The organism is Paenibacillus abyssi (assembly GCF_014640295.1).
Classification (GTDB): Bacteria; Bacillota; Bacilli; order Paenibacillales; family Paenibacillaceae; genus Paenibacillus_D; species Paenibacillus_D abyssi.
This window is the reverse complement of sequence record NZ_BMGR01000021.1, coordinates 38,728-62,754: the sequence shown is the minus strand read 5'-3', so window position 1 is coordinate 62,754 and position 24,027 is coordinate 38,728. Positions and strand designations below refer to the sequence as shown.

Sequence of the window (24,027 nt, the reverse complement as noted above, 5' to 3'; positions counted from 1 at the left end):
TATTGTCCTGTACTTACATTGCATTGGCATCCGCACGATAAGCTTGCAGAAGCTGCTTCGTGATCGGGCCAGCCTCGCCTTTTCCGATCATATTCATCTCACCGTACTCATCGGATAACCGCGTAACCGGAACGATCTCCTGTATGGAATTGGTTACCCATACTTCAGCGGCTTCGAGCAGCTCCTCCCAGGTGAAGTAGCCTTCTTGAACCGATAAGCCGGCTGCTTCCGCCAGCTCCATGACCCGTCTGCGGGTAATGCCCGGGAGGATGCCTGTGCTTATATCCGGTGTATATAGGATCCCATCTCGGACAAAAAACAGATTGCTGACGATGCCTTCCGCAAGCCAGCCTTCCCGTGTCCGCATTAATCCTTCCGCTCCCGCAGAAGCGCCTGACGCCGTAAGCTCCCGCTTTGCTAAAATGTTATTCATGTAATGCAGCGATTTTTGCCTGAACTCGCCTTCCGGGCTATTTCGAAGCGTGCTGAGCAGACGCAGCTCCTTCCCTTGGACATACAACAACTCATTGACAGTAGGAAGCGGCTTAACAAGGACGAGTATATTGGGCCTTTCATAATCAGCTGTTGGCAGCCCAAGCTCTCCTTCCCCCGCACTTACCGTTAACCGGACATAGGCTTCTTCTAATCGGTTGGCTTGCAGAAGCTCCCGCAGCAGCCGTTTAATTTGTTCTTCCTGGGGAATGTATTGAATGCCAAGTGTGAGGCAGCCCTCTTCGAGCCGTTTCAGATGCCGGTCAAGTAAATAAGGCTTCCCCCCGTTATAGGTTCGGAACGTTTCAAACAAACCCATTCCGTACAAAAAGCCGTGATCATAAACAGAGATCACAGCTTCTCTCGCTTCAATAACAGACCCGTTGAACCCGACTTTCATCGAGCTGCTCCAGCTCGCAATTGAAGGAAATTACGCAATAAGGTTAAGCCATGCTCGGTAATAATCGATTCCGGATGGAATTGAACGCCTTCGATCGGATATTCCTTATGGCGCAATCCCATAATTTCACCCTCCGCCGTTTCAGCGCTGATTTCCAGACAATCCGGAAGGGTCTCACGTTTGACGATTAGTGAATGATACCGCGTTGCTGTGTATGGAGAGGGTATGCCTTCAAATATCGTGCGGCCGTCATGATGGATCTCGGACGTTTTGCCGTGCATCAGTTTTTCCGCCCGAACCACATCGCCGCCGAATGCTTGTCCGATCGATTGATGCCCCAGACAGACGCCGAAGATCGGAATTTTACCTTTGAACGCTTCAATAAGCGCCAAGCTGATACCCGCCTCATTCGGCGTACAAGGACCGGGGGAGATCAAAATGTGATCCGGCCCCAGCTGCCTGATGCCTTCCAAGTCGATTTCATCATTTCGCTTCACAACGACTTCCTCGCCCAATTCACCTAAGTATTGCACTAAGTTGTATGTGAAAGAGTCGTAATTATCAATGACCAGGATCATGCGTAATTCCCCCTTAATGGTTGTGTACGGTTTCTCTGAACCGTTCGCTGTATTCGATTGCCTTCCACAGCGCTTTCGCTTTGTTCAGCGACTCGTAATATTCCCGATCCGGATCGGAATCAATAACAATTCCCGCTCCGGCCTGAATATGGACTTGGCCGTCTTTGGCGGTCATCGTCCGAATAATTATATTAAATTCCATATCCCCATTATAGTCAATCCATCCGAGCGATCCCGTGTAAGTGCCTCGCCTTACAGGCTCCAACTCTTCAATAATTTCCATGGTGCGGATTTTAGGGGCTCCGGTAATCGTTCCACCCGGAAAAGTGGCGGCAATCACATCGAATGCATCTTTCCCCTCCGTGAGTCTGCCCTCCACCTGAGAAACGAGATGCATGACGTGGGAATACCGCTCGATGGCGAGCAATTCTTTCACTTTGACGGTACCGTATGCGGAAATCCGGCCCAGATCATTGCGCTCCAGATCAACCAGCATGATATGCTCTGCCCGCTCTTTTTCATTCGAGAGGAGCTCTTCTTCCATTTGAAGATCCTCCTCCTCGCTATGCCCGCGACGCCTTGTACCGGCGATCGGACGTGTAACGAGCATGCCGTCGCGCGATTCAACTAACAGCTCGGGTGAGGCGGATACGAGTTGAAAATCGGGGCAGCGCAGAAATCCCATATAGGGTGACGGATTAAACATGCGAAGCCACTCATACAGCTCTTCCGGAGGAACGGCGAGCTCCCGGCTTTGGCGCAACGACAAATTCACTTGGAACACATCGCCTTGCGAGATGTAGGATTGGATGCGACGAACCGCTTCCTTGAAGTCTTCTTTAGGAAATGGAGACGTGAGCCCCTTCATCGCTTCCACATCAATGTGCAGCCCTTCGTCTCCAAGGAATTGCAGTCTTTTCTCCGTCAGCAGAATTGTCTCACTGTTGCCTTGAGGATCTGTAAACTCATGCCAAAAACGGGCCATCTGCTCGGCTTGCAGCCGCGCTTCCTCGTAGAGAGTGCCCAACTGCTGCGCACCTGCGCCCGGCGGGACCCCTTTGTGCACCGCACAATACAGTTCGTCGGATTCGTGATCGATAATCCACAATTCATCCAGTCGCATGAACAAATAATCAGGCAGTTCCAGATCGTCCTTCGCCAGCTCCGGCAGCTTTTCAATAAAGCGAATAATATCATACGTCCAGAAACCGGCGATGCCTCCAGTCCATTTCGGACCTTCGGGTAGTCTTGGCCCTTTAAATGGACGCAGCCATTCACGTACAACCTCAAGCGGTTCACCCAGCCTGGATGTACGCTCGCCGGTTTGGATATCAACGCTCTCGGCCTCTCGGCCCTTACCCCTAATAACAGCGGCGGGATGCAGTCCCAGGTACGTATATTTTCCGGTTTTGCCGCTCTCGAGTACGACCGCGTGCGGTGACGCGGACTCCCAAGCCCTCGTCCAGGAATGAACTCGCTGGGCAGAGCGATTCAAGGATTGTTTATATAAAAAAGGCAGTGTCGTATACTGCCCGGCATCATGCCAAGCCTGCCATTGTTCAAAAGGCGTAATTACCAATGCGCCTGCCTCCCTTGCGTCTAACGGTTGCATCGGAGTCAACCGAGCAGCCTGTATCTGCGTCTAACGGTTGCTTTCGTGCCAACCGAGCCGCCTGTATCTGCGTCTAACGGTTGCCTTTGTGCCAACCGAGCCGCCTGTATCTGCGTCTAACGGTTGCACTTAGTATAATCAAATGTCCGTAAAAAGAAAAGAACCCCCGCGGACGAACATGCCGGGAGGTTCTTGATCGATCGTATTAGTTTTCGAAGTTGAACAACGGCGTGCTCAGGTAACGCTCACCGTTACTAGGAACGACAGCAATAACACGCTTGCCTTTGCCCAATTCTTTAGCTACTTTAAGAGCCGCGAAGATCGCTGCGCCGGAGGAAATCCCGCACAGGATACCTTCTTCTTTGGCCGCACGACGGGCATATTCGAAGGCTTCCTCGTTCTCGATAGTGATCACACCGTCATAGATTTCACGGTTCAAGATGTCAGGTACGAAGTTCGCGCCGATGCCTTGAATTTTATGCGGGCCCGGTTTACCGCCGGACAGCAGTGGAGAAGCCGCTGGTTCAACTGCATAAATCTTGATGTCAGGGAAGCTTTGTTTCAGCACTTCACCCGCACCGCTGATCGTACCGCCTGTACCGATACCGGCGATGAATGCGTCCAGCTTGCCATCAAGCGAATTGATTGCTTCCACGATCTCTGGACCCGTCGTTTCACGGTGAACCTTCACATTCGCTTGGTTCTTGAACTGCTGCGGCATGAAATAGCTTGGATTCTCTTGTTGAATCTCCTCAGCTTTGCGTACCGCACCGTTCATCCCTTCGGATCCCGGTGTCAGAACGATTTCCGCGCCGTAAGCGCGAAGCAGGTTGCGGCGCTCAATGCTCATTGTTTCCGGCATAACCAGAATCGCTTTGTAGCCTTTTGCAGCTGCAACGAGCGCAAGGCCGATACCTGTATTGCCGCTGGTTGGCTCAACGATTGTATCTCCGGGCTTAATGATGCCTTCTTGCTCTGCAACTTCAATCATGCTGATCGCAATGCGGTCTTTGACGCTGGCGCCTGGATTTTGGTACTCCAGCTTTACGTAGATTTCTGCGCTGTCTTCCGGCACTAGGCGGTTCAAGCGGACAAGCGGCGTGTCACCAATCAATTCCGTTACGTTCTGTACAATTCTAGCCATGATAAAAGTGCCTCCTTATTTCCGACTAATTCAGTTGGTTTTTACTTTCTTTCATCTTATCAATCGGGGATAGCAGTTGTCAATAGTCAAGTTAAGGCTGCCGGACAACATTGGCATCATACTTGCGCAGCAGATCCTGCTCCACTTCATGCAGCGGTTTGGCTTTCGACAGGGCCAGCTGCTTGCGGGCCATCTCCTGCTTTCTTTGCTCATCATATTGCATGATGACCTCGCGCTCGTTAAGCTTTATGACTGCATAACCGGAGTCGATCGGCACGGGGCCGGCGATGTCGCCTACCTCAAGCTCTGCGGCTGCTTCCAGCACATTTTCATCGATAAACGGGTCATCCGCTTCAATGCGCCCGAGATCACCACCGGTGCCAGCGGTAAATTCATCGATTGAATACCGCCGGGCCAGCGCCGCAAAGTTTTCTCCCTCAGAAAGCTCCTGCACTGCTTGTTCGGCTAATCTGCGGGTTTCGGTCACGATCCAAGCGAGCCGGATCTGCGTTCGCGGGCCGAACAGGTCTGGATGATCGTCAATGTAAGCTCGAACCTCTTCATCGGTGAGGACGATCGGCGTTATCGCGATCTTCTCGAGCAGCAGCCGATATTCGGCATCCCGGCCGACGTCTTCCTTCGTTAATCCCAGCTGTTCTTCCATCGTTCGATAAAATTCAGCCTCGTCGACATATCCTTCCATCATTCGGGCCAGCTCATCCTCAAGCTCTTGGGGCGATACGCTAAACCCGTAAGTCTCAGCCTCCATTCGAATCGCACGATGAAGCATCAGCGTATGAAGCATTTGTTCACCATATTGCATCTCCAGCTGCTCTTGCAGCTCCCGCATCGTGATCTGCTCGGATCCAACCATTGCAACCACTTCGCTGCCCAATGTATCAATATTCTCGTTCGTTTCGGATGAAGGACCTGGATGACTGATGGAAGGCAGCCTGTATAGAACAACAATTACCGTCAGAATAATCATGCTAATGGCTTGAAGAGCAATCAGTCCTTTTAACAGATCTTTTTTGCTCATTTCAATATCCTCACTTAATGCATGGGTTTCGGCTTGGCTTGTTCAAGCAATATTTCCAGTCGCGGGCGGTCAAATGTATAAACTTCGTTGCAGAAATGGCATTCCACCTGGGCCTTGCCATCCTCTTCGATGATTCGCTGCAGTTCAGCCTCACCCATGCTGATGAGCGTTTTTTCAACCCGGTCAAGCGAGCATTTGCAGACAAATGTAATCGGCATGGTCTCATGCACCTGCAGATCGTCACCGACCACGAATCGGAGCAGCTCCTCCGGCGATTCCCCCTGATCCAGCAAAGCCGTAACTGGAGGCATACCCGCTAATACCTGTTCCAGGCGCGTGATTTCATCATCGCTTAATCCTGGCATCAGTTGAACGATAAAGCCGCCAGCCTGCAGCACGGAGCCATCGGTATCTACAAGAACGCCGAGTCCGACTGCCGAAGGCGTCTGCTCCGAGGTTGCAAAGTAATAGGTGAAATCCTCGCCCAGTTCCCCGGATATGATTGGAATACTGCCGCGGTAAGGCTCTTTCATGCCCAAATCTTTTATAATATGAATGTGGCCGGTACGGCCAACCGCTCCCGCCACATCGAGCTTGCCCAAGTTATTGCTGGCCAAATGAACATCCGGATGATCTACATAACCGCGAACCTCGCCCTTAGCGTTGGCATCGACAACGATTTGTCCGATTGGCCCGTCGCCTTTCACCTGAATCGTAAGCTTCTCTTCACCCTTCAGCATCGCGCCCATCATCGCGCCAACAGCAGCCGTCCGTCCAAAAGCCGCTGTGGCCGTCGGCAACGTGTTATGCCGTCTGCACAGCTCTCCTGTGAGCTCAGTCGTGCGAACTGCGAATACCCGGAGTTTGCCGCCCCAAGCGGTGCCCCTAACTAAATAGTCCTTCATTGTGTCCACCCTTGTCGCCTCCTTACGTTCCATTCTTCTTACTTATTATTCCTGATTCCGTTCATAAATTAAGCGAAGTCCATCCAAAGTCAAAAGCGGATCCACCTCGTGAACCGTTTCCGCTTCACCAGCGATGAGCTCCGCAAGACCTCCTGTGGCAACCACATACGGCTTAACCTTAAATTCATTGCAAATCCGTTTGACAATGCCGTCGACCTGACCGGCGTAACCGAATATAATTCCAGCCTGCATGGATGAAACAGGGTTCCGTCCAATCACGCTTTTTGGTTTTACCAGCTCGATACGCGGCAGCTTGGCTGCACGCTGATAAAGAGCTTCCGTGGAAATGCCGATGCCCGGCACAATGGCACCGCCCAAGTAATTGCCTGCTTCGTCAATAAAATCAAAGGTCGTAGCGGTACCGAAGTCCACGACAATGAGCGGCGTGCCGTATTTCTCGATGCCGGCTACGGCGTTGACAATGCGGTCAGCTCCGACTTCCCGAGGATTTTCATAACGGATATTTAACCCGGTCTTCGTTCCCGGGCCAACGATCAAAGGGGTTTTCCTGATATATTTCATACAAAGCTGCTCCAACGTTCTCATCAGAGGAGGAACAACCGAGGAAATTATGATACCATCCACATCGCTCAGTTTCAAATCTGCAAAATGAAACAGATTATGGATCATAATGCCGTACTCGTCTACGGTTGCCGAGCGATTGGTGCTGAGCCGCCAATGATGCAGAAGCTCTTTGCCGCGGTATATGCCTAGAACAATATTTGTATTCCCGACATCTATGACGAGATTCATGATGGATCTCCTCCTTTTTTGCCTCCTAGATCCAGGCTGATGTCGAGTGAATCAAACGAATACGTCAATCCGCCTACAGATATAACATCTACGCCGCATTCTGCAATACCGCGCACGGTATCAAGGCGAACCCCGCCCGATGCTTCGGTGATCACATGCGGCGCACGGCCCTTGATAAGCTTTACCGCTTCAGTCATAAGCGGCGCCGGCATATTGTCCAGCATAATGATGTCCGCCCCGGCAGCAAGCGCTTGCTCCACCTGCTCCAGCGATTCGGCCTCGACTTCGATCTTCATCGTATGCGGGATCTGCCTGCGCGAAGCTTCCACCGCTTCCCGTATCCCCCCGGCGCCTTTAATATGATTATCTTTAATCATGACCGCATCATACAGCCCAAACCTGTGGTTTGCCCCGCCGCCGACGCGAACTGCGTATTTCTCCAGCTGGCGGTGTCCAGGCGTCGTCTTGCGTGTATCAACCAGCCGTACGGGAAGGCCTTCAAGCGCATCCACATACTTGCGCGTCTTCGTGGCAACACCCGACATTCGCTGCATCAGGTTGAGCGCCAGCCGCTCTGCCGTCAGCAGACTGTGCGTACTGCCCTCCACCTCCGCCAAGATCTCTCCTTTTGTCACGGAATCCCCGTCCTGGACAAAGGCATGGAAACGCAAAGACGGGTCGACAACCTCAAACACCAGGCGTGCCACCGGCAATCCGGCGATAATTCCGTTTTCTTTCACATGAATGATCGCTTTTGAGCGATGTCCCGCAGGAATTGTCGTCTCGGTCGTTACATCTCCCGATCCGACGTCCTCTGCGAGCCAAGCGCGGATCTGCCCGCGCAGCGCATAATCATAGCTTCCCAGCTCAAACATCTACTATTCGCTCCTCTGTTGCACCGAATTCCCGATGCAGTACGGTATGCTTACGCCATAACAAATCATCACGCTCCGGGAAATCGTCGCGGTAATGTGCGCCCCGGCTCTCTTCCCGTTTTAATGCCGCTTGGGTCGTTAACAGGGCGCAAGTCAGCATGTTCGCAAATTCATATTCCTCGCGCTTGGTCAACACGGTCTGAAAAATCGGCAGCTGACGTTTCAACTCCTCCAGCCCTTTGACCAAGCTTTTGGCATCCCGCCGCAGTCCTGCATAACGAACCATTATTTTCTGCAGCTTTAACCGCTTCTCGACAACCGCTTGGATCGGTAATACGCTGCGCCTTGCTTCCTCACTTAACACGAATGGATCTGCCGCTTGAACCGGCTCCAATTCATTGATCCTATCCACAATCCGCCGGCCGAAAACAATCGCTTCGGACAGCGAGTTGCTCGCCAGGCGATTCGCTCCATGCACACCGGTGGAAGACACTTCCCCGCAAGCGAACAATCTTCCGATATTCGTCTCTCCGTTCAGGTCGGTCTTAACGCCGCCCATCATATAGTGCATTGCCGGCGCCACCGGAATCCAGTCGGTTGTGAGATCCAGGCCATAGTTTAGACAGAACTCATAAATATTAGGAAAACGATGCTTCACCATATCCGCCGACTCATGCGTGATATCAATATAGACGAAGGTTGATTTGGTCGCTTCCATCTCGCTCACGATTGCTCTTGCCACCACATCCCGCGGCGCAAGCTCAAGCTGCTCGTGATAACGTTCCATGAATCGCTCGCCTTTAATATTACGCAGTACCGCGCCTTCTCCCCTGACCGCCTCGGAGATCAAAAAGCGCGGAGCGCCCGGATAACAAAGCGAGGTCGGATGAAACTGGATAAACTCTACATCCTGTATGTATGCTCCCGCCCGGTAAGCCATCGCTATACCGTCACCTGTTGCCACATCGGGATTCGTTGTGTAGCGATATAATTGACCTGCGCCTCCAGAGCACAAAATAATGGCCTTCCCCCGCACAAAAAGCCGTTCTCCCTCCGGCTTCTGCACCAGTACACCCCGGCACTCCCCATCCTTCGTTACCAGATCAATGACAAAGTGGTCGTCCCAGACTTCAATATTCGGATGCGCCTTAGCTTTCTCCGATAACGCACGGACGATTTCATACCCCGTTGCGTCACCGTTCGCATGAAGAATGCGCCGCTGGCTGTGCGCGCCTTCCTTGGTCAGCGCATATTCACCGTTCTCCAGATCAAACTGCGTTCCCATCCGCACCAAATCGCTCACGCCCTTCGGCCCTTCATGGACAAGGACATCTACAGCTTCATGCTTGCACAATCCAGCACCTGCAATCAGCGTATCCTGCCTGTGGTAAGCCGGCGAATCTTCATCCGAAATGACTGCGGCAATGCCGCCCTGTGCGTACCGGGTATTGCTGTCGAGCATCGATTTCTTTGCAATCATGAGAACTTCATTATTCTCACTTGCCTTAATAGCGGTAAAAAGACCGGCGATGCCGGCCCCTATTACGATAACATCTTTATCGACCACTGGTAGATCTTGCAGCGAAAAATCCACTAAATATCTTGGTATCATCCGTCGAATTCCTCTCTAGCGTAAACAGCCGGGTTATTTACACATATTCAAATAAGAGAGTAGCGCATGCTACTTGACTTGCAGCATGCGCTCCAGGGACAAACGAGCTTGATCCGCAATATGCGGCGGTACATAAATTTGTGGTTGCATCGTTTCCAAACATTTAACGAGCTTTTTCAGGTTGTTAACCTTCATATTTGGGCAAACCAGATATTTCGTAGCAAAATGGAACGTCTTGTTCGGGCTGTCAAGCCGTAGTTGATATCCGGTTCCATCTTCTGTTCCGACGATGAATTCCTGGCAATCGGATTCTTTGCAATACTTAATAATCGCAGTGGTGCTTCCGACGAAGTCCCCAAGCGCCACCACTTCAGGGCGGCATTCCGGATGAACGACAAACTGCGCATTCGGATATTTGGCTCTCATCTCTTCCACATCTTTCACCGTTAACATATCATGGGTGTTGCAGTAGCCTTCCCAGATAATCATTTTTTTGTCGGTCTTCTGTTGTACATAATGACCCAGGTTTTTGTCCGGCACCCAGATAATCTCATCCGAATCCACTGAATTGACTACTTTAACTGCATTGGCCGAGGTGCAGCATATATCCGTCTCTGCTTTAATCTCAGCGGAAGAGTTAATATAAGTGACTACTTTCGCATTCGGATGCTGAGCTTTCAGCTTGCGCAAACCATCGACATTGACCATATCGGCCATCGGACAGCCGGCACGCTCGTCTGGAATGATAACCGTCTTGTTCGGTGCCAGAATCTTAGCGCTTTCCCCCATGAAATGGACACCACAAAATACGATGGTATCGGCATCGGTCTCCGCCGCTTTCTGGGCAAGCAGGAAAGAGTCTCCCCGAAAATCGGCAACTTCCTGAATTTCGTCTCGCTGATAATAATGAGCAAGTATGATGGCATTACGTTCTTTCTTCAACTGCATTAAGCGTTCGCGCAGCTCACGATTTTGTTGTTCCTTGCGCTCCAATGCCAATGCTTCCACGGAACATCCTCTCCTTATATGCAATCGGCAGGCATATCCACTCGTTAGGACAGCCGCTCCTCTTAGTGTAGCCAAAGCTGGACAAATCATTTAGTTAACAACTAATTTACACAACCACAGTGACACTGTCAATAAAAGGCCGCTTCTTCAAAACGCCGCCATCTCCCGCAGCAGCGAATATGAAATACGCTGCACATGCAACAAGCCTGATGACGACCAAATACAGCCGGATACGGTCCTCCAGGCGGGGGCAAGATCTCTCAAAAAAAGTGCCGCCCTTTCGGGCAGCACTTTTGTTCAGGCTTAAGATTTAGTTCCATCTCCGTCATTGCCATCCGGATTGCCGTTAACATTACCATCTGCAGGTGGTGTTTCTTTACCCGGTTCACGGGTTTGAATCCGCACCTTGACGTCACCCAGCGTATCCACCGTCGGCTCTGCCGAAGACTCCGCAGGTGCGGCAGTCACTTCACCTTCGCCGCCAGTAAGCGAACCTGTCTCAATGAGGCGTTTGATCTGTTCGATCTCAAGCGTCTCTTCGCTGAGCAGGGTCTGAGCAATGAGATGAACTTCCTTGCTCTTCTCCGTCAACACGTCTTTGGCTCTTGTATAACAAGACGTAATGAAGTTTTGCATCTCTTGGTCAATTTCGTATGCAATCGCATCGGAGTAGTTCTGCTCATGGCCAATGTCACGACCCAAGAATACTTGCCCTTGCGAGCTGCCGAATTGCATCGGTCCGAGCTTGTCGCTCATTCCGTATTCCATGATCATGCTGCGGACAATGCTCGTCGCTTGTTTGAAGTCGCTGTAAGCACCTGTACCGATCTCGCCGATAAACAGTTCCTCCGCAACACGCCCGCCAAGCAAGCCGGTCACTTTATCAAGCAGCTCCTGTTTCGTAACAAGCATCCGGTCTTCCTTCGGCAGCATGATTACATAACCGCCGGCACGACCTCTAGGAATAATCGTAACTTTGTGCACCGTATCCGCGTGCTCGAGGAAATAACCGAGAATCGTATGTCCCGCTTCGTGATAAGCGACGATTCGTTTCTCGCGATCGCTTATGACACGGCTCTTCTTCTCCGTACCGACGATGACGCGGTCAATGGCTTCATCAAGCTCGACCATGCCGATGTCCTTCTTGTTTCTGCGAGCGGCGATCAAAGCCGCTTCATTAAGCAGGTTCTCCAGGTCAGCTCCTGTAAAGCCTGTTGTGCGCTTCGCAATAACGTCCAGCTTGACATTGTCTTGGAGCGGTTTGTTGCGGGCATGAACCTTAAGCACCGCTTCACGGCCTTTAACATCGGGACGGTCAACCGTAATTTGACGGTCGAAGCGTCCTGGACGAAGCAATGCCGGGTCCAGGATATCCGGGCGGTTCGTAGCAGCGACGATAATAATACCCTCATTCGCTCCAAAACCGTCCATTTCGACAAGCAATTGGTTGAGCGTCTGCTCACGCTCGTCATGTCCGCCGCCCAAACCGGCGCCGCGTTGGCGTCCAACAGCGTCAATCTCATCGATAAATATGATACATGGCGCATTCTTCTTGGCGTTTTCGAACAAGTCCCTTACACGGGATGCACCGACCCCGACAAACATCTCTACAAAGTCCGAACCGGAAATGCTGAAGAACGGCACGCCGGCTTCTCCCGCTACTGCACGGGCAAGCAAGGTTTTACCGGTACCCGGAGGCCCGTTAAGCAAAACACCTTTCGGTATGCGAGCCCCAACGGCTGCGAACTTGCGCGGATCTTTCAGGAAGTCGACAATTTCGACGAGTTCCTGCTTCTCTTCATCTGCCCCCGCCACATCTTCAAACGTGACACGTTTCTTCTCTTCGTTATACAACCTTGCGCGGCTCTTGCCGAAATTCATTACTTTTCCGCCGCCGCCTTGTGCTTGATTGATCAGGAAGAAGAACAAGATGAAAATAATCACAAAAGGGATGATCGAAGTCAGGAAAGTGAGCCAAAAGCTTTGGCCTTCCATCTTCTTAAAGGACAATTCAAAATTGTTCTGCTGCTGCGCATCCGTAATCTCTTTGACCGCGAATTCTTCCACGTTCGTACGCGAGAAGAACTGATCCGATTCCGCATCAGCCGGTCTCGTCCTAAATTCACCCGTTACATTGTAAGAATATCCGTCAAATTGTAACGTCAGCTTAGAAACATTGTTGTCTGCGATCTGTTGGCGCAGCTGGTCGTATCGAAGTTCGACGGTAGTATCGTTCGAGTTACTGATAAATTGGACGATCCCTACGGTCACCAAAAAGATGAGCAAATAAAATCCAGTGTTACGGATGATCCGATTCATCCCCTACCTCCTCTCAAGGCGCTTTAAATATTTTACCATAGCATGTCTTTCCACCACAATAGAACCGCATTGGGAGAGATATGTACGGCTGATCCCTATCGCGAAATGTTACGATTTCGTATAGACTTCCGGTTTAAGGATACCGATGTACGGCAAATTCCGGTACTTCTCGGCATAATCGAGACCGTATCCGACAACAAACTCGTCCGGCAGGGTAAACCCGGTATAATCAGCATCGAGCTCCACTGTTCTGCGCGCCGGCTTATCGAACAACGTGACGACCGTCACCGACTTGGCATTACGGCGTTCCAAAACGTCGATCAGATAACTGAGCGTCAGTCCGCTATCGATGATATCTTCAACGATGAGGACATCTCTTCCCTCAACCGATACATCCAGATCTTTGATGATTTTAACCACGCCGGATGATTTGGTTGATTGTCCATAACTGGATACCGCCATAAAATCGATTTCGAGAGGGATGCTTACGTTTTTAACCAAATCAGCCATAAAAATAAACGCACCCTTAAGGACACAAATGACTAACGGATTACGCCCTTCGAAATCGCGGCTGATATTTTCTGCCAGTTCCCTTACTTTTTGCTGGATTTGTTCTGCATCGTATAAAGTCTCTTGAATGTCGTTCAGCAATTCTGGAACCTCCTACATCTTCACTTATATTTATGATCATAACAGTGCATCCATAACCGATTCCGATTATTCAGCCCTTGTGATCTTCCTAACTCGCAGCACCGCTGCACCTGCAGATCGCGGCAGCGCATAGGAAGAGCGTCTTATGCCCGGTATCCAAAGCAGCCTTCCCTCCGCATCGCACAAGATAGGCATGAGCTCACGCTGTGTGGCAGGCACTTTGTCATCAACGAACATATCTTGCACCTTTTTCGTTCCGTTTAACCCGAGCACTGCCATCCGGTCACCCGGCCTGCGGTTGCGGATAATCAGCGGAAAACGGATCTCGTCCGGATCAAACCAAACTTCAGTCAGGTGATGCGGCTTCGCTCCAGCCGCCTCATGGTCCGGATTAATAAAATCAACAATAAACTCAACGCCCGCTTCGGCAACAACGACCCGCTGCGTTTCCTTCACGATCGGATATTCGTAGTCGCCACCGCTTAATGGCTGGCCGTTAAGCCACTGCAGGGTGTCATATTCGCGGATAAAGCGGATTCCGTCACCCAGATCAGTTCTCCAAATCGTATTTTTGTCATCCATTGCAGCGTATCTTACCGATTCCACGCGGTCAAATGAAGCGGACTCCATTTCCAAGGCGAGATAGTTTAATATTAGTTTAATCAATCTCCTTTGTAAAGCGACATGAAGCTTGAGAAGCGCCCCCCGCTGCACCCGGAATCCGCCGGGAACTTGGCGGACCAGCCGTCCAAAAAGATCGGCCGTCTGCTGCTCCATAAAATCGTCGTCAGCACCGGCTAATTCAGATAACCGATTGAGCGATTCCGTTAATTGGGGATTGTAGTTCTCAAGAAACGGGAGGATATCCAGCCGGACGACATTGCGGAAGTAATACCGCTGCAGGTTGCTGCTGTCCGTACTATAGGGAAGTTCATGCTCCTGGCAATAGCTAAGGATATCTGATTTGTTTATACGGAGTAAGGGACGAATAAGTTCCACGTTTTTTTCCTGCCGTTTGATCATGATTCCTGCCAGGCCGCCGGTACCCGTGCCGCGGATAAGGCGCATCAGCACAGTCTCCGCCTGATCGTCGGCATGATGGCCCAGCGCGATGCGCGAAGCATTGTACCGCTGCGCCACTTGTTCAAGGTACGCATAACGGAGCTCTCTGGCAGCAAGCTGGGCATTCAGCTTTGTTTCTTCCATATAAGCAGGCACATTCAAGCGGGCGATCTCGCAGGGTACGCCAAGTTGTTCGCAATAACGCTGCACAAGCTGCGCCTCCACTTCCGACTCCTCGACACGAAATCCATGATTTACATGGGCTGCGACGAGCGTAAGGCGCTGCTCTGCCGCTATTCGGTAGAGCACATGGAGCAATGCTGTTGAATCCGGCCCACCCGATAAAGCGACGATCACCGTATCACCCGGCTGCCATAACCGGTGTTCGCCGGCCGTTTGCAGCACCCGCTTCATCAGTTCCTCCATAACTCTACTCTCCTTCTCTTTACATCCCTACACGGATCATTAATATAATCGTTATTGTCAATAACAGCGCAGAGGCGATAAACAGGCGTTTCATCCATCGCGGTGCAGGCGCGCTCCTGCGCTTGATGCCTGATTGATGCAGTTGAAGCTGCCATGCCGCGGCCGCTTCCCGAGTGGAAGCGAACTCTCCGGCAAAGGCCCTGCTGAACCACTCTTCAAGAGGACTCAAGGTCGTATTCGTCCGCACCAGCTTCAGCAGTTCCTCCGGCACGCGATTTTGGGGCAGCAGCGTATGCACGAGCTGGGAAAACCGCCGTCTCTCAAAAAGCTGAATAAATAACACGGCAAAGGAAAACAAGTCATATCCGGCATCCGCCTTCCGTGAACCGGCCGACCAATATCCACGGTCGTAAATTTCCGTAAACTGCCGCACGCTCTTGCCGACCGCCGTAACTCCGCCATAATCGACTAACTGGGAACGCCCGTAGTCTGCCACCAGCACGTTCTCCATCTTCAAATCTCCGAATACCCATCCCGCTTCATGCAGATTTGCAAGCTTGCCTAAGAGATGGAAGCCTACCAGTGGAAACCAATCCGATCCTTCCCGCTCCAAATAATCCGCCAGCAGCATGCCGCGGACATAACGCATGACATAAAAGGGGTAAGTCCGGCCGTCCGGATGCTGGAAATCATCCACTTCCACCAAAAAGGATTCCGCAGATCCTTTCGTTTGCAGCGCAAGCGACTGCAGCACATTCACCTCGGACTGCAAATCGACCGCGTCGCTCCCTACCTTCAGCGCATATTGGCCCCGGTGATGCTCGACCAGATAAACCTTGCCGTTCGCCCCTTCACCTAACAGCCGATCGATACGATAGCTGCCCTGTTTCCATTTTCCCGTTATGACCATTCCCGGGGAGAGCCCCGGATCAAACGACGTAGCCACTCTTCATCCCGTCCGTTCCATCTCTATTCTTTCTACCATAATCGTCTTTGCGATAAAAATCAATGACTTCCAAGAGCGCCGGTCCAGTCGGTGTCGTGCCCTGCATCTGAAGCTTGGCGAACAAGGCAGGGATGCCGGATAACGTACTTGTCCATCCCAGATCCATACAACAATCATCCCCGTAACGGGGGCCCGGAAAATGAAACACACTGATCTCACTCTTGCCTTGGCGCGCCTGCAAGCTGATCATCAGATCCCTGATCGCTTCCTCTACCGCCTGCAGCTTTGGCTTCATGCTCGCACTGGCATCGATCAGCAGCGCTACCCGCAGCGGCGCCGTTTCTCCCAACTCGTCCATCATGCGAACCACATCACCCCTTTTGCCAGGCGGGAGGGACTCGATCGACGATGTGCCGAGTACCTGCTGCAATTCCTTATGTACGGCGTTTTGGATCGTATGCATGACCGTTTTTCTCGTCATCATCTGCACGGTCCTGGCCAGCTCCCGCATGTGCACAAGACGGCTAAGTCCGCCGCCGGCCGCTGCAATTTCATTGATTTCAGCCGCCCCGAACTCCCCGATGTCGCCATCGTCCAGCACGCCTACTACGTTAACTGTAATCCCTTCGGCCTGTGCATGCGCCGCGGCTACTACCGGACTCACGCCAACATTGGAGCACCCATCGGTGATCAATATAATCTGCTTCATTGCCTTCGCCTCCCAATCCAAAAATCTATGGCTTATACTCTACCATTATTCCCCGATTTGAGAGGGTTAAACCGGCATAGGCGCTTTTAGCTGGCTCTATATCGCTATCATCGGATGTTCTGCAAAATAAAGTGATACTCCCTTGAAATTATAAAAAGCCTGACGGAAAAATTTCCGCCAGGCGTATCGTGTCCAAACCCATACGTTTTCAATGCGGGATTAACTCACCGTCCTTGGGCGCTCAATTTTGGATAAGCCCGGCCAGCGGAATGTCGCCCACTCGGGCTGGTGCTTGTCCACCTTCGCTACGACTACAGTCATATCGTCATTAATATCGCCTTGATGATGGCGCACAACGGTCTCGAGCAAACGCTCTGCGATTTCCTGCGGATCGCTCTCATGAATCTCCTGGATCACCCGCTTCATCCACATCTCTTTGTTAACAGCATGTCCGGGCGCATCGTAAATCCCGTCTGTCATCATGATCAATGTATCTCCAGGCAACAGCTGAATCCGGATAAGATCAACGTCGATATCCTGCAATATGCCGACAGGCAAATTATTAGCGGTAATGACAACGACTTCATTGCCCCGCTTGATAAAGCTTGGAGTGGATCCGATTTTCATAAAGGTGGTCTTCGCCGTGTACATGTCGATCAAAGCGACATCGACGGTCGCAAAAATCTCATCCGATGAGCGCAGCAGGAGTACGGAGTTCACAGACTTGATCGCCAGCTTTTCATCCATTCCCGATTGCAGCAGCTGCTGCAAAATAGACAGCGCCGTGCTGCTTTCCATGCGGGCACGCTCGCCGTTGCCCATCCCGTCGCTGATCGCTACCGCGAATTTCCCGTTGCCAAGCTCCACTGTGCTGAAGCTGTCTCCGGATAACAAATCGCCTCCCTTGGCCGCTCCGGCAATCCCTGTCTCCACCTCGTATTCTTTGGCCGAACTGAATAATACCGTCGCAGGATGGCCGTTCTGCTCCGGATAACGCTCGGACTTCACCGCAATATGCTCGCCTAGAATATCGCTGAGCAGCGGCGCAATGATTTTACGGCATTCGTCATACCCCTTTCCGAATGTATGTGCAACCTCAATCTCGACATTTCCCTCCTCCAAGCTGATAATATCTACGCTCTGAATCGATAATCCCAGGCCCTCCAACGCCTCGCGGATTTGCTCTTCCTGTAAGTGAAGCTCCACTCCCTCCCGTCTAATTTCTTTGGCCAAGTCCTCCATCACCTGGGATACGCCGGACAACTGCTCGGCCACCAGCTGCCTTGAATCTTGAATCTGCTTCTTATAGTACTGGTCATGCCGGTGCAGCTGATACTGATGCTTCATCACATTCAGCACCTGATGCGGCCTCACGCAATGTGTCGACCATTCTCTTGGCACCTCCTTAGTGCCTGGCTTGCGATTTTCTTCAATAGACAGCATCATCTCCGTCATCACTTTATAGGTTTGATGAAATTTTCCATCCCAGCACAGCTCCTTGCGATGGCAATTGGCGCAGGTGCGCTCCGCCACCGCATTCATGAAATGCTCAATCTCCTCCTCCTTCTTCACGGCCATCTCTTCCGTGCGCTGGCCGATCTGGCCAAAGCTGCGCGAGAGCTGGCGGAATACCTCTGAAAACTGCGTGACGCGCTGCGCGGTAACCTCTCTCACCCGCTTGGCGTATTCATGCTGCGATTTCGTGTGCTCCAGAGTGCCGGGCACGAATCTTGAGATCGTGCGGATAACGCTTTTAGGTGTCAGCAGGAACAGCGCCGCGGCGGCCACTGACTCCCATGTGGAGGCCATGACATCCGCTTGCGAGCCGATATAGATCGATAGAATGGAGGTGCCGAGCAGCATGCCGAAGGCAACCGCCGCCTTTCCTCCTTCCCGCAGCAAACCGGCAAGCAAGCCCGAAAATGCGAGCAGGCTCATTTGAACGATCGCATTCATATCCGCCAAGCTAAGGATCAGTCCCGCCACGACACCGACAGACGCGCCGAGCGGAGCTCCGCCTGCCAATGCGAACAGCAGCAGCAGATACCTTGACATCACATGCTCCGCCGACATGCCGTAAAGCATCCATCCGACAGCGCCGGTCATAATCGCAGCCAGCATAATCATGAGACAGATGATTTCCTCATGCTTGAGCGATGCCGTTCGTTTCATCATCATCAATACAGGCACCGCTTGAATAAATACGAGCGTCAGTACAAAGCTCAGGCCCGCCTCCACGCCGACCATCGTCAGTTCATACCAGCCAAGCGAATCCGAAATGACGACGCCGAATAACCTCACCAGCAGCGTAGAGATGAACACCAACAGCGGCGCATACGTAATCTCAGCCCGTTCATAAGCTTCCAGTCCCTTGATGAGCAAGAAGAATATCGCAAGCTGCATGGCAATCCAAGCCGGCGCCGGTGTGACTGCAAACCAGCTTCCTGCAACAAGCGATATCGCCACCACGCGGTAAGCATCCTTGCGCAAAAAATAAATGACTGCAAAGTAAGCGACCGCAAACGGGGATAACGATTCGAGGATCACAGCCCGTCCCAGCAAGAACCCAACAGCCACAGCCAAGAAGGTCCACCGTTTGGCGGCGATGACCTGCACCCATCTGCGGGCCGCCGCCCAATCCATCCCCTTCCTCACCGCCGTCTGCACGAAGCTTGTCCTCTTCACACCAGGAAACATCACCAGATTTTGCTTGTCCATCATTAGGCACCACCATTCCGATTTTTGAGTAGTGCCTCTTATTATAGGAGCAGGTTTGTATGAAGTTTGTCAGAAAGCGTTGTGCCCGCAAAAGTTTTTTCCGACAAATAAAAGTGCCTGGCGGATGATTGTCGCTAAGGCTGCGAATTCAGCCCCCGTCTGTATTTGAGCGTCCCGAAGTGATACCGCTTTCAAAGAATGCTTCTACAAAAACCGTGCTTCGACTTTAGAAATCCATTGTGATTCTTCGTCCGAACCTGTCGGAGCGGAAGGATAGAGCGGGGAAACTATTTGGCATAAGTCAATAATTGCCAAATATAGCGTTCACCACTGTAGGGTTGGAGGACAAACTCCCATTTTGGCGAAGGTGAAAGCACAAAAAAACAGAACCTCGCAGGTTCTGCTTCGATGTGATATATGGTTATACCCTTTTGGCGCCACGGCCTCCGCGTTTAGACTCCGTGTTTTTCTTCAGGGAAGAGATGCGTTCTTCGCTATCCTTCAGGAAGCGCGACATTTTATCCTCGAATGAAGGTTTGCCGAAAGACGGTTTTCCTTGGCCTGATTTGAATGGACGTCCTCCGCGATCATTACCTCCGCGTGGAAAACGGTCTCCACCTCCACCACTTCCACCTCCACCTGTGCGTTCGCGCGGCGGCGGCGGCTGATGACCCTCTGGACGGTCAATCGCCTGTTTGATGGAAAGTCCGATCTTTCCGTCTTTGTCCACGTTGATCACTTTCACTTTGACGATATCGTCAATCTTCAGATGATCTTTCACGTCCTTGACGTAATTATCGGCAATTTCCGAAATGTGAACGAGCCCTGTGACACCTCCCGACAAATCGACGAATGCTCCGAAATGCGTAATGCCTGTCACTTTGCCCTCTAGTTTGGCTCCCACTTCAATTGCCATAGAATAAAATGTTCCTCCCTAAAATTTTTGCGAAGCTAGTGCTGCGGCAGCTAACCGTTATTGAAAACAGACAGCGGGCAGCAAAAAATGGCTTGAACAGCCATATACTTCCTAACGTACATCAAAAAAATGGCAACCCTCGATCAGCTTGAAAGATGCTGCCTTTATCGTGATTATACCCGAAGCCCGGAAGTAAGGTCAACAGACGTTCACCTGATCTTTATTCATTCGGACGAGTGATCTGGATCGGCTTCTCCCCAGGCATGATCATTCCGTATTCTTTACGGGCAATCTCTTGGATAAATTCGGCGTCATTGAGTCGATCAATCTTCTGCTGAAGCTCGCCGCTTACCTGCTCTCCGGTTTTAAGCTTCTGCTCCGCCGCAAGGAGACGCTGCTCCGTGTTTCCCTGCCGCTCCATCTGATTCACCATTGTGTATAGGGCCCAGCCCATAAAGAGGACAACGAAAAGAATCCATAGCTTCAGCCGACGTCTTGAGCCTGAATGTGAAGTTGTCTGGGCTGTTGCCGATGTCTTCATCTGATCGATTACCTCCTAGAAGAGTCTCTTCCAAAGTTTAATTAACCCATTCCAGCTATTCTTGAAACGCTCCTCGATACGCCAACGCTTCCATGCCGGTTCAAGCTTCTGCATCATGAGACCGGTAAGCGGACGTAAAAGCCATCTCAAAAGCCGCCATAAAGGACTTACCAATTGTACCACAATTTTGAAGAGGAAAATAGAGAAAACGACCAAAAAGCCCAAAATGACGCGTACCAGGCGATAAATAAGCAACAACGGCCGCAGCACAAGCCAATCAAAGCATAAAACGAGAAAACGAAATGTTTTTTCGATGGTCTGTATTAACCATACCACAAAAGCAATTACGGATGAACTAAACAACCAAAAATAGAGCGCAATACCTAGAAGTAGTCCTAAAAACACATAGACCCGAACTTCGCCTTCATTGCTCGCCGACAAAACGCGAAATACGATGAGTGTTGCTAGCAGCCAGTACAGCAAATCCAGTACCGGTATCCATAACCGTCCGATCTGCAAACGGCCTGACACGACACGGTAGCCGTCAAACGCCACGCCCATGCCGATACCCGACATCACCATCATCGCCAGGGTCCATAACTGTACACTCAGGTTCACTTGAACAGCTTGCCGAACAATCCTTTGGATTTTTCCGGCGCTTGTCCGTCCAAATAGGCGAGCGAGTGGACGAGTCCTTCAATCGCGACAAGACCTTGCTCAAGGCTGAGATGTTTAATGTGCAGATTCTGCCCTTTGATGGTCAGGAAGCCGCAATCGGTTTCCAATAAAAACTCCTCACTGTCGAAGCTTTCCAGATTGCTGACCCCTGAAATTTCAAGCACCTTGCGGTTAAGCATTTTTACTTCCTGGCGTTTCGCTTTCCCTTGATCTATCATGGCTTGGCCCCTCCTTCCTTCCCTATCCTATGTGGGAGGGACAAGGTTTAGACCAATAAGAACGAGAAAAACTCCGCTTGGAGTTCCTCGATGATTGATAAACACAGAAAAAAAGCCGCCCTAGACGGGCGGCTGGTTACCAACCGAGTGTATCACTCGGAGGCTTGGATTCTTCTTTCAGCAAAGTATAGAGCTCGCTGGCCTCGTCCTTACGGGTCGATTCCGCCGTGCGTTCAATACGGACGGTAATTGTCTTCTGCCCGAATTGGATCGTTAGCTCATCACCGACCTTGACTGTGCTGCTCGGCTTGGCTTCGCGGCCATTGATCCAGACACGTCCTTGCTCGGACACGTCCTTAGCAACTGTGCGCCGTTTGATCAGTCTCGATACTTTGAGAAATTTATCCAAACGCATGAATTACTTTACAGCTTCTTTCAGTTTATTGCCGGCTTTGAACGCAGGTACGTTGGACTCAGGGATTTCGATTGTTTTGCCGGTTTGCGGGTTACGGCCCACACGACCGTTACGTTTGCGGGTCTCGAATGTGCCGAAACCGATCAGCTGTACTTTATCTCCGTTGGAGAGTGCGTCGGTTACTTCGCCTAAGAAACCGTTCAATACTGCTTCTACGTCACGTTTTGTCAGTCCGCTTTTCTCGGAAATGTTGTTGATCAGATCTGTTTTGTTCATGTTAATAAGCCTCCTAGTTCAATCCTTTTTCTTTTGGGACGGCGACTTAAGGCCGCCTCGCAATCGGATATGATGTTTCCGTTCGATGAATACTATTCTTCCCGATGCTGGAAAAATCCTGCTGGACCTTTAAATTTTTTTGCGAATGCTGGGGGATTAGGCCGAAATTTGTAGAAAAAGATCATGAAAAGCGCTTTGCCTCTTCCCACCAAGCATCCATTTCTGTTAAATCAGTCTGGTCAAAAGTTTTGCCGCTTATACGGAGCTGCTCTTCAATATAAGCAAAACGCTTCAAAAATTTCCGGTTCGTCCGGGCAAGCGCCTCTTCCGGATCCGCATCCAGAAAACGGGAAACATTTATCACAGCAAACAAAAGGTCGCCAAGCTCTGCCGCTTGCTCCTCCGGATTACCCGAGGAAGCCGCTTCGCGAAGCTCTGCGAGCTCCTCCTTTACCTTGGCGAATACGGCATCGATATGATCCCAATCAAATCCGACCTTGGACGCCTTCTTCTGGAGCTTGTAGGCTTTCATCAGTGCGGGCAGGTCAGGCGGAATCCCGTCCAATACGGATTGACGCTGCGGATCGATTCCCTTCCTGCGTTTCTCCTCCGCCTTCATGCGCTCCCAACTGCTCAGCGCCGCCTTGGCATCGCCTGCGTCAACATCCCCGAACACATGCGGATGCCGGAACAGCAGCTTCTCGTTCAATGACTCGATGACATCATATACAGTGAAGCTTCCAAGCTCTTCCTCCATCTGGCTGTGAAGCATCACCTGCAGGATAACATCCCCGAATTCTTCCCGCATGCCCTCCGGATCATCGTTGTCGAGCGCTTCGAGCGCTTCATACGTTTCTTCGATAAAGTTTTTGCGGATCGACTGATGCGTCTGCTCGCGGTCCCAAGGACAGCCTTCCGGGCTGCGCAGGATTTGGACGATCTCATGCAGCCGTTCGAAGGATCGGTTGCGCAGCGAAGCGTCATCGGAACGGGGAATCCAGATGAGCGACAGGTTGCCGTAACCGTCTATGCGATCAAGTTCATATAACGGAACCGTACTGATCTGTTCTTCATTTGCCACACCAAGCGCGTGTCCGACTACAACCGGAAAATCATCCGGATAACGCTCCATAAGCGTCAGCTTCACTTCCGACGCCGTGTACTGATCGTATACCTGGCCGATGACCGTATGCAGCTGCGGCTGCAGAAATGCGGGATTTAATCCTCCGGCATCCAACAGCTGAAAGCCTTCGATCGGATCAAACCCGAGCCGCACAAAGGCTTGATCCAAAAAGCTCTCCCCTCCGAAAATGTCAAGGGAGATGCCATGCTGCGGGCATCGTTCACGCAGCAGCTGTACCGTACGCTCCGCTACCATCGGGTGGCCGGGAACAGCATATACGATATTACCATCTTCTCCGCCGAGTGCAAGTGCTTGCCCGATCAATTCCTCTACAATCGCCTCGTAAACATCGGGAAACGAGTCCGCCTGTTCATATATATTATCAAACGATGTATAGCTCCAATCCTGTTCCGCGAACAGCTTCATCATCGGGTGTTTGTCCGTCCGGACAAAGCGCCGCCCTGCTTGCTGCAGCTTGCGCCAAACGCCCAAGGTCAATTGATCGGCATCACCGGATCCAAGCCCGACAACGAGTATTGCTTGTGCCATCG

At 51.4% G+C, this 24,027-nt stretch carries 23 protein-coding genes; all 23 read right to left on the bottom strand.

Going from position 1 to position 24,027, the window contains the following annotated elements; all coding sequences use genetic code 11:
* Window positions 1-13: 13 nt before the first annotated feature.
* The 23 genes from pabC to yabN all read right to left on the bottom strand — a co-directional run bounded on the left by pabC (window position 14) and on the right by yabN (window position 24,025).
* A complete protein-coding gene (pabC, locus tag IEW11_RS23375; RefSeq protein WP_188533505.1) occupies window positions 14-892 on the bottom strand; it encodes an aminodeoxychorismate lyase in 879 nt (292 codons plus the stop codon).
* Window positions 889-1,470, bottom strand: a complete 582-nt coding sequence (pabA, locus tag IEW11_RS23370; RefSeq protein WP_188533504.1) for an aminodeoxychorismate/anthranilate synthase component II — start codon at window positions 1,468-1,470, stop codon at window positions 889-891. The genes pabC and pabA overlap by 4 nt, the downstream gene beginning before the upstream one ends.
* Window positions 1,471-1,483: 13 nt before the next feature.
* Window positions 1,484-3,049: an anthranilate synthase component I family protein gene (locus tag IEW11_RS23365; RefSeq protein WP_229725619.1), complete on the bottom strand. Its 1,566-nt coding sequence runs from the start codon at window positions 3,047-3,049 to the stop codon at window positions 1,484-1,486.
* A 238-nt stretch (window positions 3,050-3,287) separates the two neighbouring features.
* A complete protein-coding gene (gene cysK, locus IEW11_RS23360) occupies window positions 3,288-4,226 on the bottom strand; it encodes a cysteine synthase A (protein ID WP_188533502.1) in 939 nt (312 codons plus the stop codon).
* Window positions 4,227-4,317: 91 nt separating this feature from the next.
* Entirely contained in the window at window positions 4,318-5,265 is a 948-nt protein-coding gene (locus tag IEW11_RS23355; protein ID WP_188533501.1) for a peptidylprolyl isomerase, read from the bottom strand.
* A gap of 14 nt (window positions 5,266-5,279) precedes the next feature.
* A complete protein-coding gene (hslO, locus tag IEW11_RS23350) occupies window positions 5,280-6,170 on the bottom strand; it encodes an Hsp33 family molecular chaperone HslO (RefSeq protein WP_188533518.1) in 891 nt (296 codons plus the stop codon).
* A 45-nt stretch (window positions 6,171-6,215) separates the two neighbouring features.
* Window positions 6,216-6,983, bottom strand: coding sequence for a type III pantothenate kinase (locus IEW11_RS23345; RefSeq protein ID WP_188533500.1), 768 nt, complete (start codon window positions 6,981-6,983; stop codon window positions 6,216-6,218).
* Window positions 6,980-7,858: a carboxylating nicotinate-nucleotide diphosphorylase gene (gene nadC, locus IEW11_RS23340; protein ID WP_188533499.1), complete on the bottom strand. Its 879-nt coding sequence runs from the start codon at window positions 7,856-7,858 to the stop codon at window positions 6,980-6,982. The genes IEW11_RS23345 and nadC overlap by 4 nt, the downstream gene beginning before the upstream one ends.
* On the bottom strand, window positions 7,851-9,470 hold the full coding sequence (gene nadB / locus IEW11_RS23335; protein WP_188533498.1) for an L-aspartate oxidase: 1,620 nt from the start codon (window positions 9,468-9,470) through the stop codon (window positions 7,851-7,853). Before nadB ends, nadC begins: the two co-directional genes overlap by 8 nt.
* A gap of 69 nt (window positions 9,471-9,539) precedes the next feature.
* On the bottom strand, window positions 9,540-10,478 hold the full coding sequence (gene nadA, locus IEW11_RS23330; RefSeq protein WP_188533497.1) for a quinolinate synthase NadA: 939 nt from the start codon (window positions 10,476-10,478) through the stop codon (window positions 9,540-9,542).
* A gap of 303 nt (window positions 10,479-10,781) precedes the next feature.
* The gene (gene ftsH, locus IEW11_RS23325; protein WP_188533496.1) at window positions 10,782-12,797 is read right to left on the bottom strand and encodes an ATP-dependent zinc metalloprotease FtsH; all 2,016 of its coding nucleotides are present in this window, start codon (window positions 12,795-12,797) and stop codon (window positions 10,782-10,784) included.
* 108 nt (window positions 12,798-12,905) lie between these two features.
* Window positions 12,906-13,448, bottom strand: a complete 543-nt coding sequence (gene hpt, locus IEW11_RS23320) for a hypoxanthine phosphoribosyltransferase (protein WP_188533495.1) — start codon at window positions 13,446-13,448, stop codon at window positions 12,906-12,908.
* Between the two features lie 66 nt (window positions 13,449-13,514).
* Window positions 13,515-14,936 carry a tRNA lysidine(34) synthetase TilS gene (gene tilS / locus IEW11_RS23315; protein ID WP_188533494.1) on the bottom strand — a complete coding sequence of 474 codons (1,422 nt, stop codon included), beginning with the start codon at window positions 14,934-14,936 and terminating at the stop codon, window positions 13,515-13,517.
* 19 nt (window positions 14,937-14,955) lie between these two features.
* Complete coding sequence (locus tag IEW11_RS23310; protein ID WP_188533493.1) at window positions 14,956-15,882, bottom strand: serine/threonine protein kinase; 927 nt, start codon at window positions 15,880-15,882, stop codon at window positions 14,956-14,958.
* The gene (locus tag IEW11_RS23305) at window positions 15,866-16,591 is read right to left on the bottom strand and encodes a vWA domain-containing protein (protein WP_188533492.1); all 726 of its coding nucleotides are present in this window, start codon (window positions 16,589-16,591) and stop codon (window positions 15,866-15,868) included. Before IEW11_RS23305 ends, IEW11_RS23310 begins: the two co-directional genes overlap by 17 nt.
* A 219-nt stretch (window positions 16,592-16,810) precedes the next feature.
* On the bottom strand, window positions 16,811-19,309 hold the full coding sequence (spoIIE, locus tag IEW11_RS23300; protein WP_188533517.1) for a stage II sporulation protein E: 2,499 nt from the start codon (window positions 19,307-19,309) through the stop codon (window positions 16,811-16,813).
* A 421-nt stretch (window positions 19,310-19,730) separates the two neighbouring features.
* Window positions 19,731-20,225 carry a S1 domain-containing RNA-binding protein gene (locus IEW11_RS23295; protein WP_188533491.1) on the bottom strand — a complete coding sequence of 165 codons (495 nt, stop codon included), beginning with the start codon at window positions 20,223-20,225 and terminating at the stop codon, window positions 19,731-19,733.
* A gap of 220 nt (window positions 20,226-20,445) precedes the next feature.
* Entirely contained in the window at window positions 20,446-20,766 is a 321-nt protein-coding gene (locus IEW11_RS23290; RefSeq protein ID WP_188533490.1) for an FtsB family cell division protein, read from the bottom strand.
* A 15-nt stretch (window positions 20,767-20,781) separates the two neighbouring features.
* Complete coding sequence (gene yabQ, locus IEW11_RS23285; RefSeq protein WP_188533489.1) at window positions 20,782-21,384, bottom strand: spore cortex biosynthesis protein YabQ; 603 nt, start codon at window positions 21,382-21,384, stop codon at window positions 20,782-20,784.
* Window positions 21,381-21,662, bottom strand: coding sequence for a sporulation protein YabP (gene yabP / locus IEW11_RS23280; RefSeq protein WP_188533488.1), 282 nt, complete (start codon window positions 21,660-21,662; stop codon window positions 21,381-21,383). Before yabP ends, yabQ begins: the two co-directional genes overlap by 4 nt.
* 136 nt (window positions 21,663-21,798) lie before the next feature.
* Window positions 21,799-22,077 (bottom strand): RNA-binding S4 domain-containing protein, encoded by a 279-nt coding sequence (locus IEW11_RS23275; protein ID WP_188533487.1) that lies wholly within the window; start codon window positions 22,075-22,077, stop codon window positions 21,799-21,801.
* 3 nt (window positions 22,078-22,080) lie between these two features.
* Window positions 22,081-22,353 carry an HU family DNA-binding protein gene (locus IEW11_RS23270; protein ID WP_188533486.1) on the bottom strand — a complete coding sequence of 91 codons (273 nt, stop codon included), beginning with the start codon at window positions 22,351-22,353 and terminating at the stop codon, window positions 22,081-22,083.
* 181 nt (window positions 22,354-22,534) lie between these two features.
* Window positions 22,535-24,025, bottom strand: a complete 1,491-nt coding sequence (gene yabN / locus IEW11_RS23265; RefSeq protein WP_188533485.1) for a bifunctional methyltransferase/pyrophosphohydrolase YabN — start codon at window positions 24,023-24,025, stop codon at window positions 22,535-22,537.
* Window positions 24,026-24,027 lie beyond the last annotated feature (2 nt).

What these genes read in the sequence shown, in the direction of transcription:
- yabN (WP_188533485.1), bottom strand. Translation starts at nt 24,025, where the DNA reads ATGGCACAAGCAATACTCGTTGTCGGGCTTGGATCCGGTGATGCCGAT.
- IEW11_RS23355 (WP_188533501.1), bottom strand. Translation starts at nt 5,265, where the DNA reads ATGAGCAAAAAAGATCTGTTAAAAGGACTGATTGCTCTTCAAGCCATT.
- cysK (WP_188533502.1), bottom strand. Translation starts at nt 4,226, where the DNA reads ATGGCTAGAATTGTACAGAACGTAACGGAATTGATTGGTGACACGCCG.
- pabC (WP_188533505.1), bottom strand. Translation starts at nt 892, where the DNA reads ATGAAAGTCGGGTTCAACGGGTCTGTTATTGAAGCGAGAGAAGCTGTG.
- ftsH (WP_188533496.1), bottom strand. Translation starts at nt 12,797, where the DNA reads ATGAATCGGATCATCCGTAACACTGGATTTTATTTGCTCATCTTTTTG.
- hslO (WP_188533518.1), bottom strand. Translation starts at nt 6,170, where the DNA reads ATGAAGGACTATTTAGTTAGGGGCACCGCTTGGGGCGGCAAACTCCGG.
- spoIIE (WP_188533517.1), bottom strand. Translation starts at nt 19,309, where the DNA reads ATGGACAAGCAAAATCTGGTGATGTTTCCTGGTGTGAAGAGGACAAGC.
- tilS (WP_188533494.1), bottom strand. Translation starts at nt 14,936, where the DNA reads ATGGAGGAACTGATGAAGCGGGTGCTGCAAACGGCCGGCGAACACCGG.
- IEW11_RS23345 (WP_188533500.1), bottom strand. Translation starts at nt 6,983, where the DNA reads ATGAATCTCGTCATAGATGTCGGGAATACAAATATTGTTCTAGGCATA.
- nadC (WP_188533499.1), bottom strand. Translation starts at nt 7,858, where the DNA reads ATGTTTGAGCTGGGAAGCTATGATTATGCGCTGCGCGGGCAGATCCGC.
- IEW11_RS23270 (WP_188533486.1), bottom strand. Translation starts at nt 22,353, where the DNA reads ATGAACAAAACAGATCTGATCAACAACATTTCCGAGAAAAGCGGACTG.
- IEW11_RS23295 (WP_188533491.1), bottom strand. Translation starts at nt 20,225, where the DNA reads ATGGCAATTGAAGTGGGAGCCAAACTAGAGGGCAAAGTGACAGGCATT.
- IEW11_RS23275 (WP_188533487.1), bottom strand. Translation starts at nt 22,077, where the DNA reads ATGCGTTTGGATAAATTTCTCAAAGTATCGAGACTGATCAAACGGCGC.
- nadB (WP_188533498.1), bottom strand. Translation starts at nt 9,470, where the DNA reads ATGATACCAAGATATTTAGTGGATTTTTCGCTGCAAGATCTACCAGTG.
- IEW11_RS23290 (WP_188533490.1), bottom strand. Translation starts at nt 20,766, where the DNA reads ATGAAGACATCGGCAACAGCCCAGACAACTTCACATTCAGGCTCAAGA.
- IEW11_RS23305 (WP_188533492.1), bottom strand. Translation starts at nt 16,591, where the DNA reads ATGAAGCAGATTATATTGATCACCGATGGGTGCTCCAATGTTGGCGTG.
- yabP (WP_188533488.1), bottom strand. Translation starts at nt 21,662, where the DNA reads ATGATAGATCAAGGGAAAGCGAAACGCCAGGAAGTAAAAATGCTTAAC.
- pabA (WP_188533504.1), bottom strand. Translation starts at nt 1,470, where the DNA reads ATGATCCTGGTCATTGATAATTACGACTCTTTCACATACAACTTAGTG.